Source organism: Tamaricihabitans halophyticus (assembly GCF_004340875.1).
Lineage (GTDB): Bacteria > Actinomycetota > Actinomycetes > Mycobacteriales > Pseudonocardiaceae > Tamaricihabitans > Tamaricihabitans halophyticus.
This window is the reverse complement of the sequence record NZ_SLXQ01000011.1, coordinates 21,452-46,137: the sequence shown is the minus strand read 5'-3', so window position 1 is coordinate 46,137 and position 24,686 is coordinate 21,452. Positions and strand designations below refer to the sequence as shown.

Here is a 24,686-nt window from a genome sequence, read left to right as displayed (position 1 = left end):
CGGAGGATTCCGATGAACACCGCTGAAACCCGCTCGCGCCCCGCAAAGATCGTTTCGCTCGCCGAACTCGCGGCGCGCATCCCCGATGGATCCTCGGTCGCGCTGGGTGGCAGTTTTCTGCACCGTGGCCCATTCGCGCTGGTTCGTGAACTGGTACGGGCCGGCCGCACGCAGCTGGAGATCATCAAGCAATCCCCGGGTTACGATCTCGATCTGCTCTGCCGCGCGGGAGTCGTTCGGCGAGTCCGTGCCGGCATCGTCGCGCTGGAAGGAAACTTCGGGCTCGCGCCATGGTATCGGCAGGCGATCGAGACTCGTGCCGTTGAACTCGAGGAACACGCCTGCGCCACGTTGACCGCTGGTCTTCGGGCGGCGGCCTTCGGTGTTCCGTTCCAACCGATCGGCGGCGTGACGGGCTCGGACCTGGCGCAGCTCAACGGCTGGGCTGAAGTCGTCGATCCATACGGGTCCGGCGAACGTACCTACGTCATCCCGGCAATCCGGCCGGACGTGGCCGTCGTGCACGCGAATGAGATCACCAGCTCCGGCGACGCTCGAGTTTTCGGCACGACCCATTGGGACCGGATCATGACACGCTCGGCGCGCAGCGTGCTCGTGGTGGCCGAGCGAATGGTAGACGAGAACGAGTTCGCTGCCAGGCCCGAGCTGACCCTGGTGCCCGGGTTCCTCGTGGCAGCCGCATGTGTCGTCCCTCGAGGCGCCTGGCCAGGATCCTGCTGGCCGGACTATGGCGTCGACTACGCGTCCACAAGCGACTATCTAGACGATACTGGGCATACGCTCGACCAGCACCTCGCCGCGGCCCCGGAGGTGGCTCGATGACCGAGTGGACACCGTTCTCGTACCTCGTTGTCAACCTTGCCCGCTTCATCCGGCCATACGAGGTCACCTTCAGCGGCGTCAACTCCACGCTGCCGATGTTGGCGTGCCTACTCGCCAAACGTGCTTACGATTTCCCGTTCACCTACCTGAACGTCGCTGGCGGCGTCGATCCACTGCCTTCCTCCGTGCCGATCTCGAGTTCTGATCCGGTCCTCGCGGAGGGCAGTAGGGCGATTTTCGCCAACGAGGACTTCTACGATCTCTGTACCCGTGGCGAAATGGATCTGTGTTTCCTTGGTGCCGCGCAGATCGATGGGCGTGGCGACACCAACGTTTCGTGCATCGGTGCCTGGCAACAGCCGAAAGTGCGACTCCCCGGCGGTGGCGGCGGCGCGGTCATGTTACCCACGGCGCGCCGCTCATGTACGTGGCGGACCGAGCATTCCACACGGACATTGGTCGAGGTTCTGGATTTCCGCACTGCCGCAGGCGGGATGTATGGGTTGGTCACCCCCATCGCCGTGTTCAGCCACGATGGCGTCCAGCTGCGGCTGTCGTCCTGGCATCCCGACGTGACCCTCGAGGAGGTGCGCGAGCGAACCGGTTTCGAGGTGCTGTGTCACGACGGCGCCGGGCCCACCGCGATACCGACGGTGGCCGAAGCCGAAGCGCTGGCGGTACTGGACCCGAGTGGTCGTTTCGCCGACGACGCGGCGGTGCGGCTGCGGTGAGTGGTTCGGAAGCACCGGAATCCGGTGCCGCACCACGTGGTCCGTCCCCTCCGGACCTCGATGTAGCGCTTGCTGCGGCGTTGGTGCGGCATGGTCGGCAGGGGCGGGTTGCGCTACGTGGTGACGGTGGCCAGCTGGGGTATGCGGAGCTGGGTGAGCGCGTGGCCAGTGCGGCCGCGCGACTGAGAGACCTGGGGCTACGGGACGGCGCTACCGTCGTGATCGTCGCGGAGAAGCACGCCGATGTGGTCGTCGCGCTGCTTGCCGCGCTCCGTGCCGGGCATTGTGCCTGCATTGTGGAGCCGCGGCTGCCGACTGACGAGCTCGCGGCCAGGATCGCCGAGTTCGGCATCGACCACGTGTTGGCTGGGTCGCGGCGATACGCGGACCTCGCCCCGGCGGTTGGGGTTCCGGTCACCAGGTTGGCGACAGTCGTACGGTCCGCCGGCGGGCGTGCGTCGAGCCCCGCGCGTCCCGCGCCCGAACGTGCCGCTTTGATGTTGTTCACCTCCGGCAGCACCGGTCGGCCGAAGGCCATCCGGCTCTCCCGTACGCAGCTGCTGGCGAACGCCGACGGTGTCGTGGCCCACACTTGCCTGACCCCGGATGACCGGCTCTTGCACCTGATGCCGTTGCACCATACGAATGGGATCAACAATCAGCTGTTCGCTCCGTTGCTCGCTGGTGCATCGGTGGCTCTCATCGACCGGTTCCGCGCCGACCGAGTCACCGAACAACTCGCGCGGTACCGTGCGACGATCATCACCGGCGTGCCGACGATGTTTCTGCGGATACTGCCGCATCTGGGTCGGCGCGAACGGCTGACCTCGCTTCGGCTGCTGCGGTGCGGGTCCGCACCGCTGACTACGGCTCAGCATGAGCAGATCGAGACCGCGTTCGGCGTACCGCTGATTCAGTCCTACGGGCTGTCCGAGGCAACGTGCACGTCAACGATGAATCCGCTCGAGGCCCCCAGACGGGGGACGGTCGGCACCCCGCTCGCCGGACAGCAGATCTCCATCCGAGATCCAGCATCCGGTGCGATCATGCCAACCGGACAGGTGGGCGAGATCTGTATCGCCGGGCCCACCGTGATGTCCGGCTACGTCGGGCACTCGGATACGGCGCCGGTTCGGGACGGTGTCCTGCATACCGGTGATCTGGGCATGGTGGATAGCGATGGCTATCTGTCGGTCACCGGACGCCTGAAAGAGATGATCCTCAGGGGCGGGGAGAACTTGGCGCCCGGCGCCATCGAGGCAGCATTGAGCACTCACCCGATGGTCGCCGAGGTCGCGGTGGTGGCCGCGCCACACCCCGACCTCGGCGAGGTCCCGGCCGCGTTCGTCGTGCCGGCGGCGCGCGATTCGATCCTCGATCACGACCAACTCCGTGAGTACGTCGTCCAGCGGCTCGGACGGGCCCACCAGCCCGAGTACATCGCGACGATGCGCCGACTGCCGTTGAACCCAATGGGCAAGGTCAACAAGAACGCGCTACGGCGCAAAGTAGGCGACGGCTGAGCAGCACGGTCCCGATTTGCCCGGGTTAATTTCTGAAGTTGCCGAACTTGGCCGCGCACAAATGTTCGTATTGATTTCGCCGATCACCTGGATAGCATGACCTAATCCCCGAAATTCGAAATGCACAAAAGTTCAGTCATTCCACGCGGATCGCATTTCGAAGTCGGGTCGACTATGACCCCGGAGGTGGCCGAGGTGCAAAGAGGCACAGCAGATCACGGTACTGGGCGGCTTGCCGGACTGCTCAGCAGGCAGGGTATCGAACCGAAGCTCGCGTGGGGGTTCCTTGGTCTGACGCTGTTCATGGTCGGTGACGGCCTGGATAACGCTTATCTGGCGAATCTCCTGATCAGTTACGGCTATTCCCAGCCCGAGGTAGGCACGGTACTGACCGCGTACGGCGTCACGGTCGCGATCGCCGCCTGGTTGGCAGGCGCGCTGAGCGCGGGGTGGGGGCCGCGCCGGATCATGGTGTTCGGAATCGTCGGATGGATTACCTTTCAGGTGCTGTTCATCGTCTTCGGGATTATTTTCTCGAATTTCGTTCTAGGGCTCATCACGTACACGATTCGTGGGCTTGCCTACCCTTTGTTCGCGTTCGGCTTCCTGACCTGGGTAACACTGGCAACCCCGGAAGGCAGACTCGGGCGCGCGGTCGGTTGGTACTGGTTCTTCAGTTCCGCGGGTATGGGTGTCTTGGGGGCATACTGGGCCGGCTTCGGTATCCCCATCTTCGGCATGCTCAACACCCTGTGGACCTCATTGTTCTTCGCCGTGGCTGGCGGCCTCACCATCCTGCTGATCAAGGACGTCCCCCGCGCGGCGGGGAGCACAGGGCAGAAGATTCGCCAGGCGTGCACGGCGATCACGATTGTCGTGCACCGGCCACGAGTGGCCGCAGGTGGGGCAGTGCGATTGGTCAACTCGGTCGCGGTGTACGCGTTCGCCGTTTTTCTCCCGGTGTACATGGTGGAACAGGTCGGCTTCACGGTCGGCGGTTGGCAGTATGTCTGGGGAACGATGCAGTTGGCCAACATCATCGGGAACGTGATCAACGGCTACCTTGGTGATTGGTTCGGCCGGGTCTGGGTGGTGCGGTGGGTCGGGTGTGGCGGCACAGCGGTCACCGTGTTGCTCATCCTGTATGCCGCGCTTTGGGCAGGACCGAGTTATCCGGTGATGCTCATCGCGGTGTGCTGCTACGGATTCACGCTTGCCGCGTTCGTGCCCCTGAGCGCGATCGTGCCACTGCTCGCCAAGGAGAACAAGGCAGCGGCGATCGCCATACTCAACCTGGGCGCAGGAGCCGCGCAAGCCGTGGGCCCGCTGATCCCGCTGCTGTTCCTTGGCGGGCTTGGAGTTGTTGGCGTGTTCTGGATTATCGCGGCGGTGTATGCCTGTGGGTTTCTGCTGACCTTCTTGCTTCGCCCGCGTGGCGAGAAAGCAGCTTCCGTCGAGGCCGGCGAGCATGCTGAACCCGTCGAGGCGCGGGCGGGAATCGAGAATCCGACTACCCGGTCGTGAGTGCGCCGTGCCGAACTAGTCGCGCCGTGCGCGTGCGACGTGTTGACGCCGTGACACCGAGCGCAAATAGTCCATTGTGGAGCATTTGGGATAGCTTTCTGTTCCACACCTTGGACGCGAGCGGGTTCAGTGAACCGAGGGTTGACAAAGTCCCGGGACCTGGCCGAAGGTGGCTATTCAGAAGATGGTTAACCCTGATCAGAATGTGATGACATGGCCGAGTCCTATGTTTCCTCGACCTCCGGCGGCGATCAACCCGTACTGTCCACGTTCAGCAATGGACTGCGGGTAATCGAGGAGCTGAGTGGTCAGCGGCGGGGAGTGCGGGAGCTGGCTGGGGCCGTCGGGCTGAACCGGCAGACCACCTACCGGCTGTTGCGTACGCTCGTGGAGGCGGGCTGGGCCGAGCGGGATCCCACGACCGACACCTACGCGCTAACCTCGCGCTTGTGGGCGTTGGCCGCGCAGTCATTCGAGATCACGGACCTGCGGGATATGTTGTCTCCGGCCGTGAACAAGCTCGCGGAAACCTACGGCGAGACGGTGCACCTCACGATCTACGAGGCTGGATCGGTCGTCTATATCGATAAGGCAGATGGTTCGGAACCGATCAGGGCCTACACGGTGCTCGGCGGCAGGGCTCCGGCTTACTGCGTGGCTACCGGGAAGGTGTTGCTCGCCTATCAACCGGAAGCCGAACGGGAGCGGGTCCTCGAAACCCCGATCGCCGCGTTCAGTCCAAACACGATTACTGACCCTGGCAAGCTGCGAGCGGAACTCGATGATATTCGGGAGCGCGGGTACGCCGTAAACCGCGGCGAATGGCGCGCTCAAGTCGGCGGTATCGCGATACCGGTGTGTTCTCCACTGCAGGACGTTGTCGCGGCACTGGGCTTCTCCGGCCCGGTGCAGCGGATTATGGACAACTTCGACAAGTTGCTCGGCGCACTGCGGAACGAGCTCGCCGAACGTGATCTGCCGCGCATCAGTTAACTGAAGGCAAACCCCGGAGACACGATTATGTGTCGTGCCACAGGTCCACTATGGACTAGCCCGGCTTTTTCAAAGGAGAAACTGTGGAAAAGGGCGTGTACCTGCGTGGCGTGAGCAAGAAATTCGTAACGAGGCAACAGGAGACCGTTGACGCGCTGTCGGCGGTAGACCTGGCGGTGGAGCCTGGCGAATTCATCAGCCTGCTCGGCCCGAGCGGGTGCGGGAAATCTACGCTGCTCAAGATCGTTGCGGGATTGCTGCCACCGAGCGGTGGCAGCGCCTGGTTGGATGGTCACGAGATAGTGGAACCAAGCGACTCGGTCAGCTTCGTGTTTCAGAAACCCACACTACTGCGCTGGCGCAGCATCCAGGACAACGTACTGCTGCCACTGGACGTCGCGGGGTCGCGGCCGAAGGAGGCGGTCGAGTACGCCAAGGAACTGCTCGCGCTGGTGAAACTCTCAGACTTCGCCAACGCCTACCCCAGTGAACTATCCGGTGGCATGCAGCAACGAGCCGCCATCGCTCGGTCACTGGTCTCGCATCCCGATGTGCTACTCATGGATGAGCCATTCGGTGCGCTCGACGAGTTCACCAGGGAGACACTGAACGAGGAGTTCATCGAGCTGTGGCAACGCGAACCAAAGACAGTGCTGTTCGTTACGCACAGCATCGCCGAGTCGGTGTTCATGTCGGACCGGATCGCGGTGATGGGAGCGCGGCCCGGCCGGATCATCGACGAGATCACTGTCCCGTTCCCGCGGCCCCGTGGCGCTGAACTGCGTAAGTCAAAAGAGTTCTTCGACCTTGTGGCCCGTATTCGGGAAACTTTCGATCTCGCCTCCGAATCGTCCGCGCGTGAGGTTGTGGCGCCATGAGTCTACAGCAGGAAGAGAAGGTGGAAACGGCCGCGCTCGGGAAAGTGGGGGCGAACCAGCGGAATCGATGGTGGGCGCGCAGCCGATGGGCGCCCGTTGTGCTGGCCGCCGCGGTACTTGTCCTGGTGGTCGTCGTCTGGCAGATCGCCTACGCGGCGCGGTTTGCTTCCCGCTTGGTGCTGCCTTCGCCAGGTAACACTGTCGCGTCATTGGGCCGTGGCCTGTTTGGTGGCGAGTGGTGGCCGCATATCCAGGTGACGTTGATCGAGACGCTCGCGGCGTTCGCGATCGGTCTGGTGGCGGCTTTGGTGATTGGTTCGTTGTTCGCGTTCCTTCCGTTGGTGCGCAAAACGTTTTACCCGTACGTGATAGCGATCCAGACCTTCCCCAAGATCGCGATCGCGCCGCTGCTAGTCACCTGGCTCGGCTATGGTCTCGCGCCCAAGATCGCGATCGGCGCGTTGCTCGCGTTCTTCCCGATCTTCACCAACACCGTCGCCGGGTTCACCGAGGTCGACAAGGATGAGCTTGACCTGATGCGCTCGTTGCGTGCCGGCTGGCGAAAGCAACTGCGATACCTGCTCGTGCCGAACGCGGTCACCTATATCTTCCCCGCGCTGAACGTCGCTGCCGTCAACGCGCTGCTTGGCGTGATTGTCGGTGAGTTCGTTGGTGCGCAGGAGGGTCTCGGCTACATCATCCAGCAGAAGGCTTTCCTCGGCGACATTGCTGGCGTGTTCGCGGTGCTGATCATCCTTGCCGCGATCGGTCTCGGACTGTTCTTCATCGTGAAGTTCGTGGAATCCCGATTCACCAAGTTCAGCAGGTAAGGCGGGTGCTGCGATGATGGCAATACGTGCTCCACGCCGGCGATTCCGGCTGGCGGTCGCTGCCGCGGTGACCATGCTGGCGGCCGGTTGTGCCAGCAGTGCGGCGACGTTGAACCCGAATGGCCAATCGCCGGTGACCTTCTGCGTTGCCGACCCGGCCCTGTCCACGTCCACCGCTCCGTACGCGTCGGTGCCCATCCAGAAAGGGTTCTATGCCGAGAAAGGGCTGGACGTCGACGTGCTCGCGGTCAAGGGCGCGACCCAGTGCGCGATCGCGGTGTCCACCGGCGAGGCGTTCGTGGCCTTCGGCGGCATGACATCCCTGTTGTTCGCGGCACAGCAGGACGACCAGTTGGTGATCTTCTACGTGACCGACCGCCAGCGCTACGGCATCGCCGTGCCCTCGGACAGCCCGTATCAGGACGTCACCGAACTGAAAGGTAAGTCGATCGGCGCGCAAGACCTCGCGGCGGCGGCGTATCTCTACGGGCAGGCGATTACCGACCGAGCGGGGATGGACCCGTCGTCCGATGTGTCCTGGCTCAACGTTGGCAGTGGTGCCACAGCTGCCGATGCGTTGCAGACCGGGAAGATTGACGCGTACGCCACCTATACTGGGCCGAAGGAGGTCGTCGGGGACATCCTGGGATCGGGCCTGCGGTACCTGCCTGCCGAGATGACGGAATCGCCAGCGTCGGCGGGATTCGTGGTACGGCGAGACGATTTGGAGAAGCACCCGGAGCTGGTGGCCGCCTTCGGCAAAGCGGTGAACGAGGGAATTGTGTTCTCGCAGGAGAATCCGCGAGAAGCCACCAGATTGCACTGGAAGCAGTTCCCCGAGCAAGCGGACCAGGAGAATGTGGACCGTGCGGTCGAGGTGCTGCGGGCCCGCGCCGCGGAGATGAGTGATCCCGGCGAGGATGGCCAGCTTGGCTACGTGCCCCCAGAAGATGTTCAGGCAACAGCGGATTCCTACGTGGATGGCGGGTTACTCGAGACCTCGGTGGACACCTCGACCGTGGTTGACCTGAGGCTGGCTGATCAGATGAACGATTTCGATCGCGACGCGATCATCGAGATGGCGAAGAATCCTAACTGACAACGAAAGGCGCGTGACGGCTATGCGATCGCGACCGCTCGGTGATGTTCAGGTGGTGGAATGCGGCGATGAACCCGCGCTGCGCTACTGCGGCCGGCTGTTCCAGAAGTTCGGTGCCACGGTGTCGATTCTGGCCGGGCAGCGCCGCTCCACTGGTGTCCCGGCCACCGAGGCCTACCTCGATGACGGAAAGGAGCGAGCGTCACGGGACGATCTCGCCGCGTCCGGCCCCGTGGTTCTGCTCGGTGACCATACGACCGACTGGGCTAGGTCGCCTAGCCACTACTCGCTTCGCGGCGAGGTGTTGCCGTTCGGACCGGATCCAGGGGTACGGGCGAACTGGTCCGTGAACGAGCTCGTTCTTGCCTGCCTTGGCGGCGCGACGGATTTCACCACGTCGCCGGATGGTCAACCGCTGTACGGTTTTGGTCATCGCTTCCAGTTTCTTGCTGGAATGTACCTCTATTTCGGACTCACCATGCGGCTCGCGGCGAACCAGCGAGCGGTATCGGACGCACCGGATGTGACGGTCTCCCTGCTGGAAACGGTCGCGTCGATGCTGCCGTGCCACACCACACAGTGGGAGTACAACGGCAATACGGACCCTATCGGGCAGACCGGTTCCCGGCACGTGCTCGCCTGTGTCGATGGTTGGGTCGCGATCTACGCCGGCGGGCCATGGCGGCATGTCGCGGACTTTCTCGGTGAGTACCGGCCAACCGATGAGACCCGCTACGTGGCGAACGGATCGCGGGTGCAGAACAGCCGATTGCTGCAAGGGTATCTGGAACGCAGGGTGCGAGTGCTGACCGTCGCGGAAGCCATGGATCTCGGACATCAGACCAATGTGGCCGTGGCGGAGATCCCCGAGACGGCGACTGTCCTGGCCGATGCGGAGTTCGCCGCACGGGATCTGTGGGAGTGCGTCGAGCTGCCGGATGGCCGGCGCGGGCGCGCGCCGCGCCCCGGTTTTCTCATTGATGGGAGGCGACCATGACCAGCCGGGTATTGCCGCTGGACGGTGTCTGTGTACTCGATATGACACAGTTGTGGGCCGGACCGATGACGACCAGAATGCTGGCCAGCTTCGGCGCGACGGTGATCAAGGTGGAGTCGCCGCAGCGTCCGGACAGCCTCCGGACGCTCGGCAGCGATCTCGCGCAGCGCTTTCCGGACGGTGAGCCCGAGCCCGATCCGGAGAATCGCAACGCCTGGTTCAACACGCAGAACCACGACAAGCTGGGCGTGGTGATCGACGTGAAGCAGCCACGCGGGTTGCGTCTCATCGAATCGCTGGCGAAGCACTGCCAGATCCTCGTGTCGAACGCTCGGGCTGGAGTGATGGATCGTCTCGGGCTCGGCTACGACCGGTATGTCGAGTTACGCGGTGAGGACGCCATCGTGGTCGAGATGTCCGCGTTCGGTGCGGGTGGCTCGCGTGGGCGGCTGGCCGGTTTCGGTGCGCAGTTCGAGGCGGCAACCGGTGCTCCGCGACTGATTGGCGCGCGAGAAAGCCCGGTGCTTACCGGGTTCGCGTTCGGTGATCCGGTCGGTGGGCTGGTCTCGGCTACCGCGGTGGCGACCGCTTACTACCAGGCGCGGCGCACCGGTCGAGGAGCGTACCTCGAAACCAGCCTCGTGGAAGCGTACATGTCCATGATCGGTGACGTGTTTCTCGACGCTTCCGCGGCCACGGAGTCAACGGGCTGGGGTGGTAACCGGCATCCGGCCGCCGCACCGCACGGTATCTATCCGCTTGCGGATCAGCGTGCGTATATCGCGATCGGGGTAGGCACTGACCAGCAATGGCAGAACCTGGTGCGGTGCACCGGAATCGCGAGCTTCGCCAGTCCGGAACTTGTTGACACCGCGGCGCGGCTGCGGGCGAGGGAACAACTGGACTCGGCGCTGTCCGAATGGACATCGAAGCACACCGAGGTTTCCGCGCTGGTCGGCGAACTGCAGCAAGCGGGCGTGCCGGCCGCGCCCGTCGCGGACTCGGGCATGGTCGCGCGCGATGAGTTTCTGTGTTCGTCGGGGTTCTACACGGCACTCGAGCATCCGAGCACCGGCCGGCATCCATACCCCGGATTGCCCTATGTGCTCGACGGATCGCATATGCCACTGCGCAATCCCGCGCCGCGCTGGGGCGAGCACACCGACCAGGTGCTGCGCGAATTCGCGGGTATCGACGAGGAGGAGCTGACCAGCCTCGCCACGGACGGCGTGATCGTTCGCGGACCAGGCGCACGCATCGAGGCCGCAACAGGCTGGTGACATCGGACAGGCGAGCGAAAGGGAACAATCGATGGCGGATGAGCAGGAGCAGGACGCCGTACTGGTGTCCTCAAACAACGGCATCACGACGATCTCGATCAACCGGCCCAAGCAGCTCAACACCATCAACGACGCGGTCATCGAGGGACTGCACAACGCGTGGCATACCTTCAACGCGAGCGATGATCGCTGCGCCATCCTGACTGGCGTCGGAGCCAAGGCCTTCTGCGCCGGCGCCGATCTTGGCTCGTTTCGCGGCGAGATGTGGGAGTCGATTCCGAACGTTGGGGTAAGGGTAGACAAACCCGTGATCGCCGCGGTGAACGGCTACTGCGTCGGCGGCGGCTGCGTACTGATGTTGTACTGCGATCTCGCGATCGCTGGGGAGAGCGCGCAGTTCTGGTACCCGGAGGCACAGGTCGGCTTCACCGGCGGCGTGGTTACCGGTATCGCGTCCAGGATGCCACTGAAGTTCGCGATGGAGTTCGCGCTGCTTGGCGAGCGGATCGGGCCGGAACAGGCGCGGCAGATGGGCATGCTCAATCGGGTTACTGCCGATGACGAGGTGCTCGCCAGTGCCGAGCGGATGGCACGGACACTGTGTGACAGTGCCCCGTTGGTGGTGAAGGCCCTCAAGGGCCTCATGCTGGACACGGTTTCCCGCAGCCCACTGGAGGTAGCCGGAGTCGCACGCGGTCAGTTAGCCGAAGTTCTGCACAGTGCGGATCGCCAAGAGGGCATTGCCGCGTTTCGGGAGAAGCGTGCGCCAAAGTTTCAGGGGAAGTAACCAGATGCAGAGCAGTTCACCCGCTGGTCCGGGATATCCGTTGGACGGCGTGCGCGTCGTGGAACTATGCCACGTGGCAGCCGGGCCGTTCGCCGCGATGCTACTCGCCGATCTCGGCGCGGATGTCGTGAAAGTCGAGTCGCCGAGTGGGGACGGTATGCGGCAGTGGCCGCCCCGCGATACGGCCGACGACGGCGCCGCGTTCAGCTACAACTTCGCTTCGGTCAACCGTAACAAGCGCAGCGTGCTCGCCGATCTGAAGCAGGATGCCGATCGTGCGATGGTAGCCGAGCTGATCAGTAACTCCGATGTGGTGATCGAGAACTACCGGCCTGGGGTACTGGATCGCCTAGGACTGGGTTTCGCCGAGGTCTCCGCGCGCCATCGCGGCCTCGTCTACTGTTCGATCTCCGGGTTCGGGCTGCACGGACCGTACGTCGAACGCGGTGCTTTCGACGTGGTGATCCAGGGCATGAGCGGCCTGATGAGCGTTACTGGGGAGCCGGGTGGTGACCCGGTCAAAAGTGGTGTTCCGGTAGGCGATTTCGTCGCGGGGTTGTATGCCGCTTATACGACGGCCGCGCTGTTGCCACAGGTTCGGGAGACCGGCGTCTCGCGACATGTGGACTGCGCCATGCTGGACTGCCTGCTCGCCACCTCGGCGCTGCAGACAAGTGAGTACTGGGGGACCGGGAGGGCGCCGACGGCGCGCGGCTCGGCGCACCCCCGAAACGCGCCATATCAGGCATTCCGCGCCAGCGACGGTACGTTCACCCTCGCCGCCGGCAACGATCGACTGTGGCAGGAAGTCTGCAAGGCAACCGAGAAAACCGAGCTGGTCGATGATCCACGGTTCACGGATCAAGCCGCGCGGGCCGTGCACCAGGACGAGCTCGTCGAGATTCTGGCGAAGGAGTTCGCCACGAAACCGGTGGCGCACTGGGTGGCCGAGTTCGGTCGCCGTGGTGTCCCATGTGGACCAATCAACTCGTTTGCCGATATTCTCGACGACCCGCACGTCGAGATGCGTGGGCTGGTGCGCTCCGTGCCCACGCCGGTCATCGGCAGCATGCCGACCGTGGTTTTTCCCGTCCAGGTAAGCGGGTTACCAAGCAGGGTTGATCGAGGAGCCCCGGTACTTGGTGAACATACCGCCGAGGTCGTGCGGGACTGGGGCCAATGACCGGCGGTGTGCATGAGATCGTCTTGGACCGGCCGACGAAGGCAAACGCGTTGAGCGCGGAGTTGGTGGATCAGCTACACGCTGGGCTGGACGAGGCTCAGCAGGCGGCCGCGCGCACCGTCGTTTTCCGCTCGACCGCCCGGCAGTTCTGCGCCGGGTTCGATCTCGGTAACCTCGCCGAGGAGACGGACGCGACCCTGCTGCACCGGTTCTGCCGGCTCGGACTCCTACTTGAACGCCTCTACGAGGCACCGTTCGCCACGGTGGCCGTGGTGACGGGTGCGGCCGTGGGCGCGGGAGCCGATCTGGCGCTCGCCTGTGATCACCGGATCGGTTCGGAGCACGCGAGTTTCCGGTTTCCCGGGGCCGCGTTCGGGGCGGTACTCGGGACACGCCGGCTGGCGCAGGTGACCTCGGTGCCGATCGCTACTCGACTAGCCGCGAGCGCCGAGGTGTGCAGGTCGAGTAGCGCCCTGCGATATGGATTGTTGACCGAGTTGTTGCCCGCGGACGAGATAGCCGAGGGCATCGGCCGAATCGTCGCCGAGTTGGCCGCACTGCCCGACGGCACGACGAGCCAGCTCATGCGGGCTGCGCGCGGCCCTGACGCCGGCGGCGCGGTGGTCGCCGATCTGGTCCGTTCGTTGGTTGCCGAACCGGGCCTGCGGGACCGGATCGACCGCTACCGATCGGCGTCCACGGCATCGGTACCTGTGAGGGAATCAGAGAGGTGAGGGCAAATGGCGGAGCACGGCACTTTGCGTGCACGGGTGTACGACAGCAAGAGTCGGCTGCAGATGGCCGAAGGTCGCCTGGACGCGCAGCGCGGTGAACGCACCGATATCGCGGATATGTTTCTGGTCAGCCACTACGAGCAGCCAGAGCTGAGTGATCAGTACCGGATCGACCTGGTGTTGCCGGATGGGAGAACCGTCGCGGTGGGGATCGACGAACTGCGCGCACTGCCAACAAGGGAGATCGTCGCGGTACTCGAGTGTGCCGGAAACGGCCGTGGGTTACGCGACAGTCGCGCTCCGGGAAACCAGTTCGGCCTCGGCATGTTCGGGCAGGCCAAGTGGGTGGGCACCAGCCTGCGCACGGTACTTGCCGAGTTCGACGGCACCGAAGGCTGGGAGTACGCGGTGCTGCACGCACCGGACAACGGCGTGACCCAACCCGAGGACAAGCACGCGTACTTCGCGAAGGGGTTGCATCGGGACAAGGCCCTGCACCCGGACACGATGCTGTGCTGGCAAGTCAACGACGGCCCACTGCCGGTCGAACACGGTGGCCCTGTCCGACTTGTGGTGCCCGGCTGGTACGGCATCTGGTGGGTAAAGTGGCCGACCCGGATTGATCTGACGTCAACCGAGTTCCACGGGTTCTGGCAACACGAGCGGTACACGTACCAGGACGACAACGGCGAGGTGCTCGCTGTCGTCGGGCAACAGCGGCCACGCGCGGTGGTCCTGTCGCCAGAGGAAGGAGAGGCAGTCGGGGATGACGCGGTGATCTCCGGCGTCGCTTGGGCCGGACCGCGGCAGGTCGCGAGGGTCGAGATCACCGCCGACGACGGGACGAACTGGATTCCGGCGGAACTCGCGGCCCCCGAAGGAGCATGGTCCTGGGTGCGCTGGAATGCGCGATTGCCAGCTGGGTTGCCGCGCGGCATGCGACGGATCGCGGCTCGCGTCGTGGACGATGCCGGCGAGACGCAGGACTGGACCGCGCCGCTGGACCGGCTCGGTTACGGCAACAACCAGATTCACATCGTGAACGTCGATCTTATTGCGCGGCCTCGGGGCTGAGCAGGAAAGGGGCAGCGATGCTGAGCGCCAGCGTCGCCGAGGTGCATGACTTCGCGCTGACCGTACGAGCTTTGGTGGACCATTATCCGAACGAAAGGGACGTTACCGCCTCGATCGCGGACACCCTCGCGGAGTTGTTGGCGGATAAGGCATTCACCTTGCCCGCGAGTCATATCACGGCACATCCGGACCACTACGTGATGTACCCGCTCTACGTCGCGCCGGACGGAGCCTTCTCCATCGCCTCCGCGGTGTGGAATGTCGGGCAGCGTACTCCAGTGCACGGGCACGAAACCTGGGGTGTGGTCGGCATCTATTCCGGAGTGGAACGCGAGGTGCGATATGCGAAACCAGCAGACGGGGTCGTGCCAGAGCGACTTGGTGAGCATGACTGGTCGCCCGGTGAGGTGACGGTGTGCTGCACGACAGACGACGATGTACACGCGGTGTCCTGTGCGGGAGATCTGCCGTGCGTAGGAATCCACGTGTACGGCGCGAATATTGGCGAACTGCGCCGGCGTAGCTATGACGCCGATACCGGCGACGTTGCTTGGTTCGTGTCCCCGTGGGCAACACCCGCGACCAGTTGAGCGGAAAAGGAGCATCGATGGGAAACCGACCGCTGCCGATCGCCAACCTGCAGGCCTGGTGGGTACATGTGCCGATTCCGGAACGGCAGCAGCATTTCGGTGATTTCGGCCAGGTAAGCTCATTCGACTCGACAATCGTTCGGGTCACCGCGGAGAACGGCGTGGTTGGTTGGGGTGAGGCCAAGAACGCGCCCGGTAGCGCGGGAACCTATGCCGCGCTGACCGCGCTGCTGAACCAGGAGATCGCTCCCAAACTCATTGGCAAGAACGCGCTGGCGCCAAGCGTGCTCGCGGATGAGCTCTACAGTGGAGTACGCGCGCATTTCGCCAGTGCGCGCGGGTTCGTCTTCCCGGAGATGAGCCGCCGGGGGATGTCGGTCGCGGCGATCAGCGCGGTCGATATCGCCTTGTGGGACCTGCTCGGGAAAACGTTGGACGCGCCGGTATGGCAGTTGCTCGGTGGTCGCCGCGCGGAACGGTTACCCGCCTACGGATCCGGCGGATGGGCGAGTGCGGCTGACATCGGCCCGGAGTTACGTGACTACGTGGACCGCGGCAAGTTTGGCGCCGTGAAGATGCGGATTGGTCCGATGGACGGCTCGATGCAGGAATCGGCGCGCCGGGTGATCGCGGCCAGGGAGGCCATCGGGCCAGATGTCGAGTTGCTTGTGGACGCGCATGGCGCGTTCACCCTCGCCGAGGCGAAGCGATTCTGCCATCTGGTGCGCGATTGTGACCTCGGCTGGCTCGAGGAGCCGCTGAGCGGAGATGATAAGCCTGGTATGGCGCGGCTTCGTGAGTTCACCCATGTCCCGATCGCGGCGGGGGAGAGTGAGTACACCCGGTTCGACTTCCGGGACATGATCGACGCGGGCGCTGTGGACGTACTGCAACCAGATCTCGCGGTATGTGGCGGTATCACCGAGGGGATGCGGATCGCCGCGCTCGCTTCGGCGCATAATCTGCGGATGGCGCCGCACCTCTGGTCGGGCGCCCCTGGCTTCACCGCGGGCATGCATATCGCCGCGGCAAGCAACTGTGGGTACATTCTGGAGTACTCCCTTGGCGGTCATCCGATGCTGCACGACCTCGTCGAAGAGGAGTTTGTTGCGCGGGACGGGTACCTGGACATACCTGACCGGCCGGGATTGGGGATCACCATCCGGGAGGACTACCTCCAGGCACACGTGGTCTCCGGTGAGCCTGCCGTTGGGCGTTGACAACCGACTCGTGCGCTCAGCTGCCCAGTAAGCCAGCCAGCCGGGCAGCCTTGAGGCCGAGGTGGAGCGCGGTGCGTGCGGCGCCGTCGGACAGATCGACATCCACGAGCGCGGCGGCGCGTTCCAAGCGGTAGTACAACGTGGCCCGATGTACGCAGAGGTGCTTCGCCGTCGTACCGATGTTGCCGCCGTTGTCCAGAAATGCCTCGACGCTGGTCGCGAACGTCGCGCCAGTCCGGCTGCTGAGCAGCGTCGTCGCCTCGGGAAAGAGCTCCTCGACATCGGTGGGAAACAGTGGGGCGCGTTCGGCAAGCAGCCGCAGTGCGCCCAGGTCGGACCAGGTCCGGACATCACCTCCGGTGGGGTCTGCGGCGGCGACCTCGGCGGCGTAGCGTGCCCGACGCTCGGCTGACCGAAGTTCTGCGCCGTCGTGGACGGGGTGCGCGGCGCCCGCTACCGCGCGGTGCGCGGTGATCTGCCGTGCGGTGGCTTCGCGTAGCTGAACCGCTTTGGTGTGCATGGTTTCCACTGGGAGGAGCGCGGTGACCATGCCCGACCGGATGCCGGTGAGTACCGCCTGGTGCGGCAGCGCGGACAGGGCGCCGAGCAGTTCAGCATCCGGAAGTGGTGGAACAAAGGGGTGGGGCGGGGTGCCGGTCACTGGCGCTATGACCAGCACGGTCATAGCGCGTTGCCGACTGGGGACGAACTGGAAGTCGGGCGGTTCGCGACGCTTGTCGTCCAGCACCGTGTCAAGCATCGCCTGATCGCGCCGGATGCGACGGTCGCGGTCCTGTTCGGCTTTGTCGAACAGCTCGGCGATCTCGGCCGCGGTCGTGGCGGCAGCGGACTGCTCGGCCTCGGTCAGGCGGGTGGCGCCTTCAAGAACCCACAGGTGCCCATAGAGCTTTCCGGACAGTCGCAACGGGACAGCGAGGCGGGCGGTCATTTCGAGGTCGACGTTCGCCGGGACGCGAACTGGCCCGTGGGCACCGCGAATGTGCTCGTCTTGCCAGGCGCCGACATCTGGCGGGCATTCCCTGGTGAGTATGCCCGCGGTGCGCACCGGGTCGACGGTTCCGACGTGCTTGCTGTAGGCCACCATCCGCCTACGTGTGTCGTCTATGGACACGCCACGGCCAAGAACCCGAGCAAGCTGATCGAGCTGATCCTGGATCTCCACGGTGGCCACGCGCCGAGCGTAGGGTTCTTCCGACAAATGTCGCAAGTTCGCGGCTGGCTTTCCCAGCGTTCGTCCATGGTTTCGCTCGAGGCGGGTTCGTAGTCTCTGCCTGGACTTTCGGCGCTGAGTGAGGATTTGATGGGCAGACTGAACAATCGGGTGGCCGCGGTGACCGGGGGAGCCGCTGGCATCGGCGCGGCCACGGTACGGCGGTTCGTCGCGGAAGGCGCTCAGGTCGCGTTTGCCGACATCGACGTGACACGTGGGCGCGCGTTGGCACGAGAGCTCAACGGCGAAGAGGGCGGGCGGGCACGGTTCGTCGAGGCTCGCGTCGATCACGAACAAGGTTGTCAGGATTTCATCGACGCGGTCATTGAGTACGCCGGAGCACCGCACATTCTCGTCAACAACGCGGGCGTGCGCCACTACTCGACGGTGCTGGAGACCACGGACGATACCTGGGATGAGATCCTCGGCGTGAACCTCAAGGGTTTCGCGCTCTGCGCCAAGGCGGCCGTGCCCGCGATGCGCGATGCGGGAGGCGGCGTGATCGTCAATCTCGCTTCGATACGGTCGATCGTGGCCGGCGGCAATATGGTGGAGTACGACACCACCAAATCCGCGGTTATCGGGCTGACGCGTGCCTTGGCCGCCGACCACGCCCCGGACAACATTCGCGTGAACGCGATCTCGCCGGGGGCGGTCTTTACCGAATTCCATCATCGGCGTGCGGCGGCACTTGGCATGACCGAGCAAGAGTTCGTCTCATGCTTCGGCGGTGCCGCGCTGCAGCGGCGTCCAGCCCGTCCAGCGGAAATCGCCTCGGCGATTCTCTTCCTCGCTTCGGACGATGCGTCCTACGTCACCGGGACGAATCTGGTCGTCGACGGCGGCCTGACGGCGCGCGACCCGGACACGCTTACCGAAGTTCTGAAGGAAGGTTGATGTTGGTGATGCGACCAGGTGTGCTCGCGGCGATCGGGAACACGCCGCTCGTTGAGTTGACGTCGGTGGCGCCAACGGACGGTGCTCGCGTTCTCGTCAAGCTGGAGAGCCTCAATCCGACCGGCAGCGCCAAGGACCGCAGCGCTATATCGATGATTGAGCGCGCCGAGGAAGAGGGCCGGCTGCGGCACGGAGATCGGGTCGTCGAAATGAGCGGCGGCGGCACTGGAACGGCACTCGCGATGATCGCCAGTGTCAAAGGATATGACTGCACGATCGTCACCTCTGACGCGTTCCCGGAACAGAAACGTCAGGCAATAGCCGCCTTTGGTGCGCGGCTGGACATCATTCACGGGGAACACGGGCGTTCAACGTACCCTGGGCTGTTCGAGAAGATGATCCGCCGAGTCGAGGAGCTGGCGGGCGAGCGCGCCACGTTCTATACGAATCAGATGCGCAATCCGGACAATCCTCGTGGTTACCAGGAGCTGGGCAGGGAGATCCTGGCGCAGACGGACGGGCAGCTTGACGCGTTCGTGATGGGCTGTGGTTCCGGCGGATGCTTCACGGGTGTCACGACGTTGCTGAAGGACCAGCTGGCTCGCGGCCCACTCGCCGTCGCCGTAGAGCCGGCGAGGTATCGGCATCTCACCGGCGCCCACGGTGGCGTGCACAAGATCCAGGGCTTCGGTGATGGTCCGCCGGGGCCCCTCTTTCGCCGTGACCTGGTGGACCGGATCGTGGCGGTCGAAGACGATGAGGCATATGACATGGCGCGCCGGCTCGCCCGCGAGGAGGGTGTCTTTGGCGGCAAGTCCACCGGCGCCAACGTGGTCGCCGCAATCCAGGTCGCGCGGGCGCTCGGGCCAGGCAAGACCGTGACGACGGTGGTGTGCGACAACGGCTACAAGTATCTCGCGGACGACCTGTTCGGCGGCTGAACTCGGGGTGTCACCTTTTCCGGGTGGGAAACGTCGGTACGGACGAGACCAACGAATCTCAACTCCGACGTTACTCAGGGAGGAACCTGCCGATGAGTAGGCCGACGACTACCCACAACTGGCCAGCCAGCAGGCGCGGCGACTCCGCGATGCCGTACATGTACGCCGTTTCCCTCGGGCGCCACGGATGACCGCGCTGTTCGTGGCCACGGTGGTCTGCATCGTGGCGAACGTCCTTATCGCGGTCGCCGACTACGCCCGGGCGGGATTCGTGCTACACAACGCCGCCGAGGTCCACGTGCCTTCCTGGTCCCTGCCGTACCTCGCGACGATGAAACTTGCGGGAGCTGTCGGGCTTATCGCTGGCTTGACCGTAGAGTCGTGGCTCGGTGTAGCGGCCGGCATTGGCCTGGTGCTGTTCTTCATCGGTGCGGTGGTCGCGCACATCCGAGCGCGGGTCATCGCCAACATCGCGTTTCCCGGCTTGTACCTCCTTCTGGCGGCGGCCTCAGCCGTGTACATGGTCCAGCTGGCTGCTTGAGTGTTCGAGTCGACCATGTGGAGGCTTAGCTGAGGCCGTGGCCGAACCGAATAGACGTGCTGCTCGGTGGCGAACGGCGCGTGCTCGGGATCGGCGACTGCCGCTGACCACACCGGGCCGGCGGCCCTGGCCGCGGATCAAGAACAGAATGCCAGGGAACCACCCGTACCCCCGTGCACACCACGGGGTTGCCCAGCACGGCGATCGAGCTCGCTGCCCACGCGGGCTACGTCGCGATCGTTCCCGAGCTTCTCGCGAGACGATCAGTGCTCGAGGGGCGTACTGTCCAGCTACCACTCCGATTTCCCGCAAGACAGCTGGACGTTCAGTTCGTGTACTCCCCAGCGGCAGTCAATCGCCTTGGCGTCCGGGCCCCGCTCGACAACCTTGCCGCTTTCCGTGCCGCACTCGCCGAACCGTAACCGCCGGGGACGATCGCCGGCCGGCTATTGATAGTCTACATCGGACCTGGGTCTAGCGTCGCGGCAGATCCGGTCGACCGTAACGTGCAGGCTGGAAGTCTGCGGGAGCACGACCTCGCCAGGAAGGCGCAGTCGATCGTCGGGCTCGAACCATGACTCCATTTCGGCGGCCGAGAACTCATCGGCCTCGGGCCTTGTGGTGTGGCGCGCGAATGTCTCGGCCAGCTCGACCTGGAGAAAGTAGACGAGAGTCCGGCCACGGTGTGCGGCCAACAGCTCGCGAAGGGCTGGACCGTAGCTGCCCGCGCGGAGAATGCCTTCCATGATCACCGGCCAGCCCGCGTTGAGCAGGAATCCCGCGGAATGCGTGATGAACCTAGGTGCCAGGCCGCCCGGAAGGTCTCGCTTTTCCCACAGTACCGTTCTGCGTAGCACGTCCTGGCTGAGTATGGCCATCCCACGCCCATGCCGCCGACGTACCGCGTTTGCCACCGACGACTTCCCCGACCCGCTCGGCCCTCTGATGATGATCAGCAAACTTGTCGGCGACCCAACCTGTTCGTAATCCAGCACAGGGACCAGAGTGCCAGTACAAAGGCCGCGTTCGTTACAAAGGCCGCGTTCTTTTGGGATCTTGCGGTCACTAGGTGCGGCCGCGATACGCCCGGCACGGTGCCGTTCAGATCGGGGCTACGTGGTTGAACCAGGGGACCGCTTGTTCGAGCTGCGCGGCGAGTTTGATGAGTAGCGGTTCGCCGCCGAGCGGCGCGACGAACTGCACGCCGAGGGGGAGGCCATCATCGGTCCAGTGCAACGGCAGTGAGATCGCGGGCCGTCCGGTGATGTTGCTCAGTTGGGTGTAGGGGACCCAGCTGAGGCTCCTGTGGATCCTGTGCTGGACCGTCGAGGCATGCTTGAGCAGACCCGCGGTACGTGTTTTGAGCATCGCGTCGGTGATGAGCCGGTGCGGGAGGGACAGGTCGAAGGCGCCGATCATTGGCGGCTTCGTCGCCAGTGTTGGCGTCAACAGGAGGTCGTAGGTTTCGAAGTAGGTCGTGAGTCGGCGTGCATGCTCGTGCCGGCGTTGTACCGCCTCCAGGTATTCGCGAGCACCGGTAGCCTTTCCCAGCGACTCCATCACCAGGGTGTCTCGTTCGAACCCCTCGTTGCCTGCTCCGCTGATTCGCCTGGCTTCGGCGGCGGCGTGGCTGATGTAGACGAACCAGGCGAGCATGAACTCCCTGGCGAGGGCGGCGTCGTCAAACGGGGCCTCGGGCAGGGGCTCGACCCGATGACCGAGGTCGGTCAGCGCGCGCGTCGCGGTTTCCGCCGCGGCGTAGGCCTCGGGATCTGGCTCTGGCGTCAAGGCAGTTGGCACCCGGACGCCGATCCGCAGTGTTCCAGGAGGTAACCCGACGGCGGCGGCATAGGGCCCGACGACCTGCGGTTGGAATGGCCCCCATGGCTCGCCGCCGGCGATCACATCGAGCATCGCGGCGGTGTCGCGGACCGAACGCGTCACGACACCTTGGACGGCGGCGCCGTGCATCAACTCGCCGATACCCGGACCCATTGGCGTGATGCCGCGTCCGGGTTTCAGGCCGACGAGCCCACAGCAGCCGGCGGGGATACGCGTCGATCCACCGCCGTCGTTCGCGCCGGCCGCCGGAACGATCCCGGCAGCGACCGCGGCCGCGGACCCGCCGGACGAGCCACCCGGTGTGCGGGACAGGTTCCAAGGGTTGCGGGCCGGTCCCCAGACATCCGGCTCGGTGATCGGCTTGCCACCGAACTCGGGAAGGTTGGTCTTCCCGAAGATCAGCAGTCCCGCGTCGAGCCAGCGACGTACGATCGTGGCGTGTTCGGGAGCTGGCCGCGACCGCAGCGACCGGGAACCCTGCGAGGATGGCAAGCCCGCATAGTCCATCCCAAAGTCCTTGATGAGGAACGGAACACCCGCAAGGGGGCCGGTTCGGGTCTGTTCCGCCGAGCAGGGGACGTCTCCGATGATCGCATTGATCTTCGGGTTCACCTGCGCGGCGCGCTCGCGGGCCAAGGCGAGCAACTCGGCCGGTTTCACTTGCTTGGTCGCGACCAGTTCCGCGAGCCCGGTCGCGTCGTAACCGCGGTACTCCTCGAAATCCATCCCGCATCCCTCCGGCCGAGCCGTGTTCGCGAGGCAGAATAATCGAGGCCGCCGATCCGGCTACGGGTGCGAGTCCCGATCGCCACCACCATCTTGGGATCTGGAGGACCGATGCGTCACGCGAACACCTACTCGATCGTCGCCTACGACGTGACCGAGGGCGTTTGCGGTGTGGCGATCAGCTCGGGAATGCCAGCGATCGGCAGCCTATCCGTATACGCGAACGCCCGCGCGGGCGCGATCGCGACGCAGGCGCTGATCAACCCATTGCTGGGTGTTGACGGGTTACAACTGGTCGTACACGAGCCCGCGAGTCACGTGCTGTCCCGACTGTTGGCGGACGACCCAGCCGCCGACGAGCGCCAACTGGTCATGGTGGACCGGAACGGGCGCACCGCCGGGCACAGCGGAGAGCAGATCCATCCATGGAGCGGGCATCTGCTTGGCGATGGTTACGCGGTGGCGGGCAACATGCTGGTCGGTAAGGAAACCGTCCTGGCGATGGAAGCCCAATTCGTCGAGACCGACGACAAGCCACTTGCCGAACGGCTGCTGTCCGCACTCGAAGCCGGGCATGCTGCCGGGGGAGACCGGCGGGGCGACGACAGCGCTGCCCTCTACGTGCACGACGGTCGGGCATATCCATACCTCGACTTGCGCGTGGATCACCATCAGGAGCCGATCCGGGAGCTACGACGGGTCTACGAAGTGGCGAAAGACGAGCTACTTCCCTTCGTCGCCGCGCTGCCCACCCGGGACAACCCGGCTGGCAGCTTCGAACAACTCCTGCGACGGGACGGGAAAGCCTGACGAAGCACGCCGAACCGAACACGGAACGGTGCCGGACTGTTCGGTTTCGCCAAGCGGGCGGTCCTGGTTTGTCAAAACCGAACATCTCCCGTGAACGCCTCCTGGGTGAGTCTCGAAAGTAGCCGAGACGAACTACGGGAGATGAGATGGTTGCAGGCGCGGCCAGTGCACATCCGCGCACGGCGGTGGTCATTGGTGCCGGAATTGTCGGTCTGTCCACGGCGTGGTTCCTCCAGGAACGCGGCGTGGATGTGACGGTCGTTGACCGTGCTGAGGTGGCCTCCGGCGCTTCCTGGGGGAACGCCGGTTGGCTGTCGCCGGGCTTGACCGTGCCCTTACCGGAACCGAGCGTGCTGCGCTACGGCATACAGTCCCTGCTGGATCGGCGGGCGCCGTTGTACATCCCGGTCAAACCGGACCCTCGGCTGTGGTCGTTTCTCGCGCGGTTCGCGCGGCACTGCACGCTGGCCAAGTGGCGCACGGGCATGCAGGCATATCTGCCAATGAACGCGGAATGCCTGGAAGCGTTCGACGTGCTCGTGCACAACGGGGTCCGCGCGCAAGTCCAGGAGGCGCCGATTACCGCGGTCGTGGAGCGCCGCGAGCAGATCCAGGACCTGTTTCGCGAGTTCCAGATGATTCGCCGGGCCGGCCAACGCATCGACTTCACCGTGCTGGACGGGACCGAGCTGCGAAGCGCGCTGCCTCAGGTGTCCGAGCGGGCCGAGGTTGGTATCCGGCTGGACGGGCAGCGCTACATCGATCCCGGTGCGTTTGTGCATGCACTGGCCGACTCGGTGGTGGCACGTGGCGGCACGATCCACCGGAACTTTACGGTTCGTCGATTCTTTCGCGAGTGGCGTGGCGTCACCGTGCAGGCTGACGCTGGTCGAACGGTCGGCGCTGACGTCGCGGTGCTAGCCACCGGCTCCTGGGTCAGCCAGTTCGCGAAACCCCGGGGCGTCCGAGTACCGGTTCACGCTGGTCGTGGCTACTCCTTCACCGTCCCCACGGCCGAACCCGTGCCAGGGCCGATCTACCTACCCGCGGTGCGGGTTGCCTGCACCCCATACCAGGGAGCCCTGCGGGTCGCCGGCACGATGGAGTTTCGTGCTCCGGACGCTGGCCTCGACCGTAAACGGATCGAGGCGATCATCGAATCGGCCCGCCCCCTACTTGACGGGGTGTCCTGGGCGGATCGTACCGATGAATGGGTTGGCCCCCGGCCGGTTACCCCCGACGGGCTGCCACTCATCGGGGAAACAAGCACGTCGGGTGTGTTCCTGGCCGGCGGGCACGGCATGTGGGGCCTCACCCTCGGCCCGAGCACCGGGCGATTGCTGGCCGAACAGATCACCACCGGAAAACAGCCGGAAGCGCTGCGCCCATTTGATCCGCTGCGTTGAGTACAC

24 protein-coding genes and 1 pseudogene are annotated in these 24,686 nt (G+C 64.8%); 22 read left to right on the top strand and 3 right to left on the bottom strand.

Annotated elements, in window-relative coordinates; translation table 11 throughout:
• Positions 1-12: 12 nt before the first annotated feature.
• From EV191_RS21660 to EV191_RS21585, 16 genes are all read left to right on the top strand, one after another.
• A complete protein-coding gene (locus tag EV191_RS21660) occupies positions 13-843 on the top strand; it encodes a CoA transferase subunit A (protein ID WP_132878984.1) in 831 nt (276 codons plus the stop codon).
• Positions 840-1,574, top strand: coding sequence for a CoA-transferase subunit beta (locus EV191_RS21655; protein ID WP_132878983.1), 735 nt, complete (start codon positions 840-842; stop codon positions 1,572-1,574). Before EV191_RS21660 ends, EV191_RS21655 begins: the two co-directional genes overlap by 4 nt.
• The gene (locus tag EV191_RS21650) at positions 1,571-3,097 is read left to right on the top strand and encodes a class I adenylate-forming enzyme family protein (protein ID WP_165913044.1); all 1,527 of its coding nucleotides are present in this window, start codon (positions 1,571-1,573) and stop codon (positions 3,095-3,097) included. The genes EV191_RS21655 and EV191_RS21650 overlap by 4 nt, the downstream gene beginning before the upstream one ends.
• A gap of 195 nt (positions 3,098-3,292) precedes the next feature.
• Complete coding sequence (locus tag EV191_RS21645; RefSeq protein WP_165913043.1) at positions 3,293-4,621, top strand: MFS transporter; 1,329 nt, start codon at positions 3,293-3,295, stop codon at positions 4,619-4,621.
• A gap of 213 nt (positions 4,622-4,834) precedes the next feature.
• On the top strand, positions 4,835-5,614 hold the full coding sequence (locus EV191_RS21640; protein WP_132878980.1) for an IclR family transcriptional regulator: 780 nt from the start codon (positions 4,835-4,837) through the stop codon (positions 5,612-5,614).
• An 83-nt stretch (positions 5,615-5,697) separates the two neighbouring features.
• Complete coding sequence (locus tag EV191_RS21635) at positions 5,698-6,492, top strand: ABC transporter ATP-binding protein (RefSeq protein ID WP_132878979.1); 795 nt, start codon at positions 5,698-5,700, stop codon at positions 6,490-6,492.
• Positions 6,489-7,322, top strand: coding sequence for an ABC transporter permease (locus EV191_RS21630; protein ID WP_132878978.1), 834 nt, complete (start codon positions 6,489-6,491; stop codon positions 7,320-7,322). Before EV191_RS21635 ends, EV191_RS21630 begins: the two co-directional genes overlap by 4 nt.
• Before the next feature lie 13 nt (positions 7,323-7,335).
• On the top strand, positions 7,336-8,421 hold the full coding sequence (locus tag EV191_RS21625; RefSeq protein ID WP_132878977.1) for an ABC transporter substrate-binding protein: 1,086 nt from the start codon (positions 7,336-7,338) through the stop codon (positions 8,419-8,421).
• A gap of 22 nt (positions 8,422-8,443) precedes the next feature.
• Positions 8,444-9,418 (top strand): CoA transferase, encoded by a 975-nt coding sequence (locus EV191_RS21620; RefSeq protein ID WP_132878976.1) that lies wholly within the window; start codon positions 8,444-8,446, stop codon positions 9,416-9,418.
• Complete coding sequence (locus tag EV191_RS21615; protein WP_132878975.1) at positions 9,415-10,698, top strand: CaiB/BaiF CoA transferase family protein; 1,284 nt, start codon at positions 9,415-9,417, stop codon at positions 10,696-10,698. Before EV191_RS21620 ends, EV191_RS21615 begins: the two co-directional genes overlap by 4 nt.
• Before the next feature lie 31 nt (positions 10,699-10,729).
• Entirely contained in the window at positions 10,730-11,485 is a 756-nt protein-coding gene (locus EV191_RS21610) for an enoyl-CoA hydratase/isomerase family protein (protein WP_132878974.1), read from the top strand.
• Positions 11,486-11,489: 4 nt separating this feature from the next.
• Positions 11,490-12,668 (top strand): CaiB/BaiF CoA transferase family protein, encoded by a 1,179-nt coding sequence (locus tag EV191_RS21605; RefSeq protein WP_132878973.1) that lies wholly within the window; start codon positions 11,490-11,492, stop codon positions 12,666-12,668.
• A complete protein-coding gene (locus EV191_RS21600) occupies positions 12,665-13,402 on the top strand; it encodes an enoyl-CoA hydratase/isomerase family protein (protein ID WP_132878972.1) in 738 nt (245 codons plus the stop codon). Before EV191_RS21605 ends, EV191_RS21600 begins: the two co-directional genes overlap by 4 nt.
• A 6-nt stretch (positions 13,403-13,408) precedes the next feature.
• Entirely contained in the window at positions 13,409-14,476 is a 1,068-nt protein-coding gene (locus tag EV191_RS21595; RefSeq protein WP_132878971.1) for a molybdopterin-dependent oxidoreductase, read from the top strand.
• A gap of 17 nt (positions 14,477-14,493) precedes the next feature.
• Positions 14,494-15,066, top strand: coding sequence for a cysteine dioxygenase family protein (locus tag EV191_RS21590; protein ID WP_207894609.1), 573 nt, complete (start codon positions 14,494-14,496; stop codon positions 15,064-15,066).
• A gap of 17 nt (positions 15,067-15,083) precedes the next feature.
• Positions 15,084-16,286, top strand: coding sequence for a mandelate racemase/muconate lactonizing enzyme family protein (locus tag EV191_RS21585; protein WP_207894608.1), 1,203 nt, complete (start codon positions 15,084-15,086; stop codon positions 16,284-16,286).
• Positions 16,287-16,302: 16 nt separating this feature from the next.
• On the opposite strand, the gene EV191_RS21580 is transcribed toward EV191_RS21585, so the two are convergent.
• Positions 16,303-17,478, bottom strand: coding sequence for a PucR family transcriptional regulator (locus EV191_RS21580; protein WP_132878970.1), 1,176 nt, complete (start codon positions 17,476-17,478; stop codon positions 16,303-16,305).
• A 129-nt stretch (positions 17,479-17,607) separates the two neighbouring features.
• Here EV191_RS21580 and EV191_RS21575 point away from each other — a divergent pair, with 129 nt between their 5' ends.
• From EV191_RS21575 to EV191_RS21560, 4 genes and pseudogenes are all read left to right on the top strand, one after another.
• Positions 17,608-18,414, top strand: coding sequence for an SDR family NAD(P)-dependent oxidoreductase (locus EV191_RS21575; protein ID WP_132878969.1), 807 nt, complete (start codon positions 17,608-17,610; stop codon positions 18,412-18,414).
• Positions 18,414-19,355 (top strand): PLP-dependent cysteine synthase family protein, encoded by a 942-nt coding sequence (locus EV191_RS21570; RefSeq protein WP_132878968.1) that lies wholly within the window; start codon positions 18,414-18,416, stop codon positions 19,353-19,355. Before EV191_RS21575 ends, EV191_RS21570 begins: the two co-directional genes overlap by 1 nt.
• A gap of 187 nt (positions 19,356-19,542) precedes the next feature.
• Entirely contained in the window at positions 19,543-19,896 is a 354-nt protein-coding gene (locus EV191_RS21565; protein WP_132878967.1) for a DoxX family protein, read from the top strand.
• A gap of 158 nt (positions 19,897-20,054) precedes the next feature.
• A pseudogene (locus EV191_RS21560) lies at positions 20,055-20,318 on the top strand (hypothetical protein); the annotation flags it as partial.
• A 24-nt stretch (positions 20,319-20,342) separates the two neighbouring features.
• On the opposite strand, the gene EV191_RS21555 reads toward EV191_RS21560, so the two are convergent.
• Positions 20,343-20,891, bottom strand: a complete 549-nt coding sequence (locus tag EV191_RS21555) for an AAA family ATPase (RefSeq protein WP_165913042.1) — start codon at positions 20,889-20,891, stop codon at positions 20,343-20,345.
• A 106-nt stretch (positions 20,892-20,997) separates the two neighbouring features.
• Positions 20,998-22,464: an amidase gene (locus tag EV191_RS21550; protein WP_132878964.1), complete on the bottom strand. Its 1,467-nt coding sequence runs from the start codon at positions 22,462-22,464 to the stop codon at positions 20,998-21,000.
• A gap of 111 nt (positions 22,465-22,575) precedes the next feature.
• Here EV191_RS21550 and EV191_RS21545 point away from each other — a divergent pair, with 111 nt between their 5' ends.
• Together EV191_RS21545 and EV191_RS21540 are read left to right on the top strand one after the other, a co-directional pair.
• Positions 22,576-23,274, top strand: coding sequence for a DUF1028 domain-containing protein (locus tag EV191_RS21545; RefSeq protein ID WP_132878963.1), 699 nt, complete (start codon positions 22,576-22,578; stop codon positions 23,272-23,274).
• Positions 23,275-23,420: 146 nt separating this feature from the next.
• Positions 23,421-24,680, top strand: a complete 1,260-nt coding sequence (locus tag EV191_RS21540) for an NAD(P)/FAD-dependent oxidoreductase (protein WP_132878962.1) — start codon at positions 23,421-23,423, stop codon at positions 24,678-24,680.
• Positions 24,681-24,686: the final 6 nt, after the last annotated feature.

Bases quoted from the DNA above. Each gene is read 5' to 3' on its own strand.
- EV191_RS21565 (WP_132878967.1), top strand. From the start codon at position 19,543: ATGACCGCGCTGTTCGTGGCCACGGTGGTCTGCATCGTGGCGAACGTC.
- EV191_RS21605 (WP_132878973.1), top strand. From the start codon at position 11,490: ATGCAGAGCAGTTCACCCGCTGGTCCGGGATATCCGTTGGACGGCGTG.
- EV191_RS21640 (WP_132878980.1), top strand. From the start codon at position 4,835: ATGGCCGAGTCCTATGTTTCCTCGACCTCCGGCGGCGATCAACCCGTA.
- EV191_RS21655 (WP_132878983.1), top strand. From the start codon at position 840: ATGACCGAGTGGACACCGTTCTCGTACCTCGTTGTCAACCTTGCCCGC.
- EV191_RS21600 (WP_132878972.1), top strand. From the start codon at position 12,665: ATGACCGGCGGTGTGCATGAGATCGTCTTGGACCGGCCGACGAAGGCA.
- EV191_RS21575 (WP_132878969.1), top strand. From the start codon at position 17,608: ATGGGCAGACTGAACAATCGGGTGGCCGCGGTGACCGGGGGAGCCGCT.
- EV191_RS21630 (WP_132878978.1), top strand. From the start codon at position 6,489: ATGAGTCTACAGCAGGAAGAGAAGGTGGAAACGGCCGCGCTCGGGAAA.
- EV191_RS21585 (WP_207894608.1), top strand. From the start codon at position 15,084: ATGGGAAACCGACCGCTGCCGATCGCCAACCTGCAGGCCTGGTGGGTA.
- EV191_RS21545 (WP_132878963.1), top strand. From the start codon at position 22,576: ATGCGTCACGCGAACACCTACTCGATCGTCGCCTACGACGTGACCGAG.
- EV191_RS21615 (WP_132878975.1), top strand. From the start codon at position 9,415: ATGACCAGCCGGGTATTGCCGCTGGACGGTGTCTGTGTACTCGATATG.
- EV191_RS21660 (WP_132878984.1), top strand. From the start codon at position 13: ATGAACACCGCTGAAACCCGCTCGCGCCCCGCAAAGATCGTTTCGCTC.
- EV191_RS21550 (WP_132878964.1), bottom strand. From the start codon at position 22,464: ATGGATTTCGAGGAGTACCGCGGTTACGACGCGACCGGGCTCGCGGAA.
- EV191_RS21595 (WP_132878971.1), top strand. From the start codon at position 13,409: ATGGCGGAGCACGGCACTTTGCGTGCACGGGTGTACGACAGCAAGAGT.
- EV191_RS21610 (WP_132878974.1), top strand. From the start codon at position 10,730: ATGGCGGATGAGCAGGAGCAGGACGCCGTACTGGTGTCCTCAAACAAC.
- EV191_RS21590 (WP_207894609.1), top strand. From the start codon at position 14,494: ATGCTGAGCGCCAGCGTCGCCGAGGTGCATGACTTCGCGCTGACCGTA.
- EV191_RS21570 (WP_132878968.1), top strand. From the start codon at position 18,414: ATGTTGGTGATGCGACCAGGTGTGCTCGCGGCGATCGGGAACACGCCG.
- EV191_RS21625 (WP_132878977.1), top strand. From the start codon at position 7,336: ATGATGGCAATACGTGCTCCACGCCGGCGATTCCGGCTGGCGGTCGCT.
- EV191_RS21620 (WP_132878976.1), top strand. From the start codon at position 8,444: ATGCGATCGCGACCGCTCGGTGATGTTCAGGTGGTGGAATGCGGCGAT.
- EV191_RS21540 (WP_132878962.1), top strand. From the start codon at position 23,421: ATGGTTGCAGGCGCGGCCAGTGCACATCCGCGCACGGCGGTGGTCATT.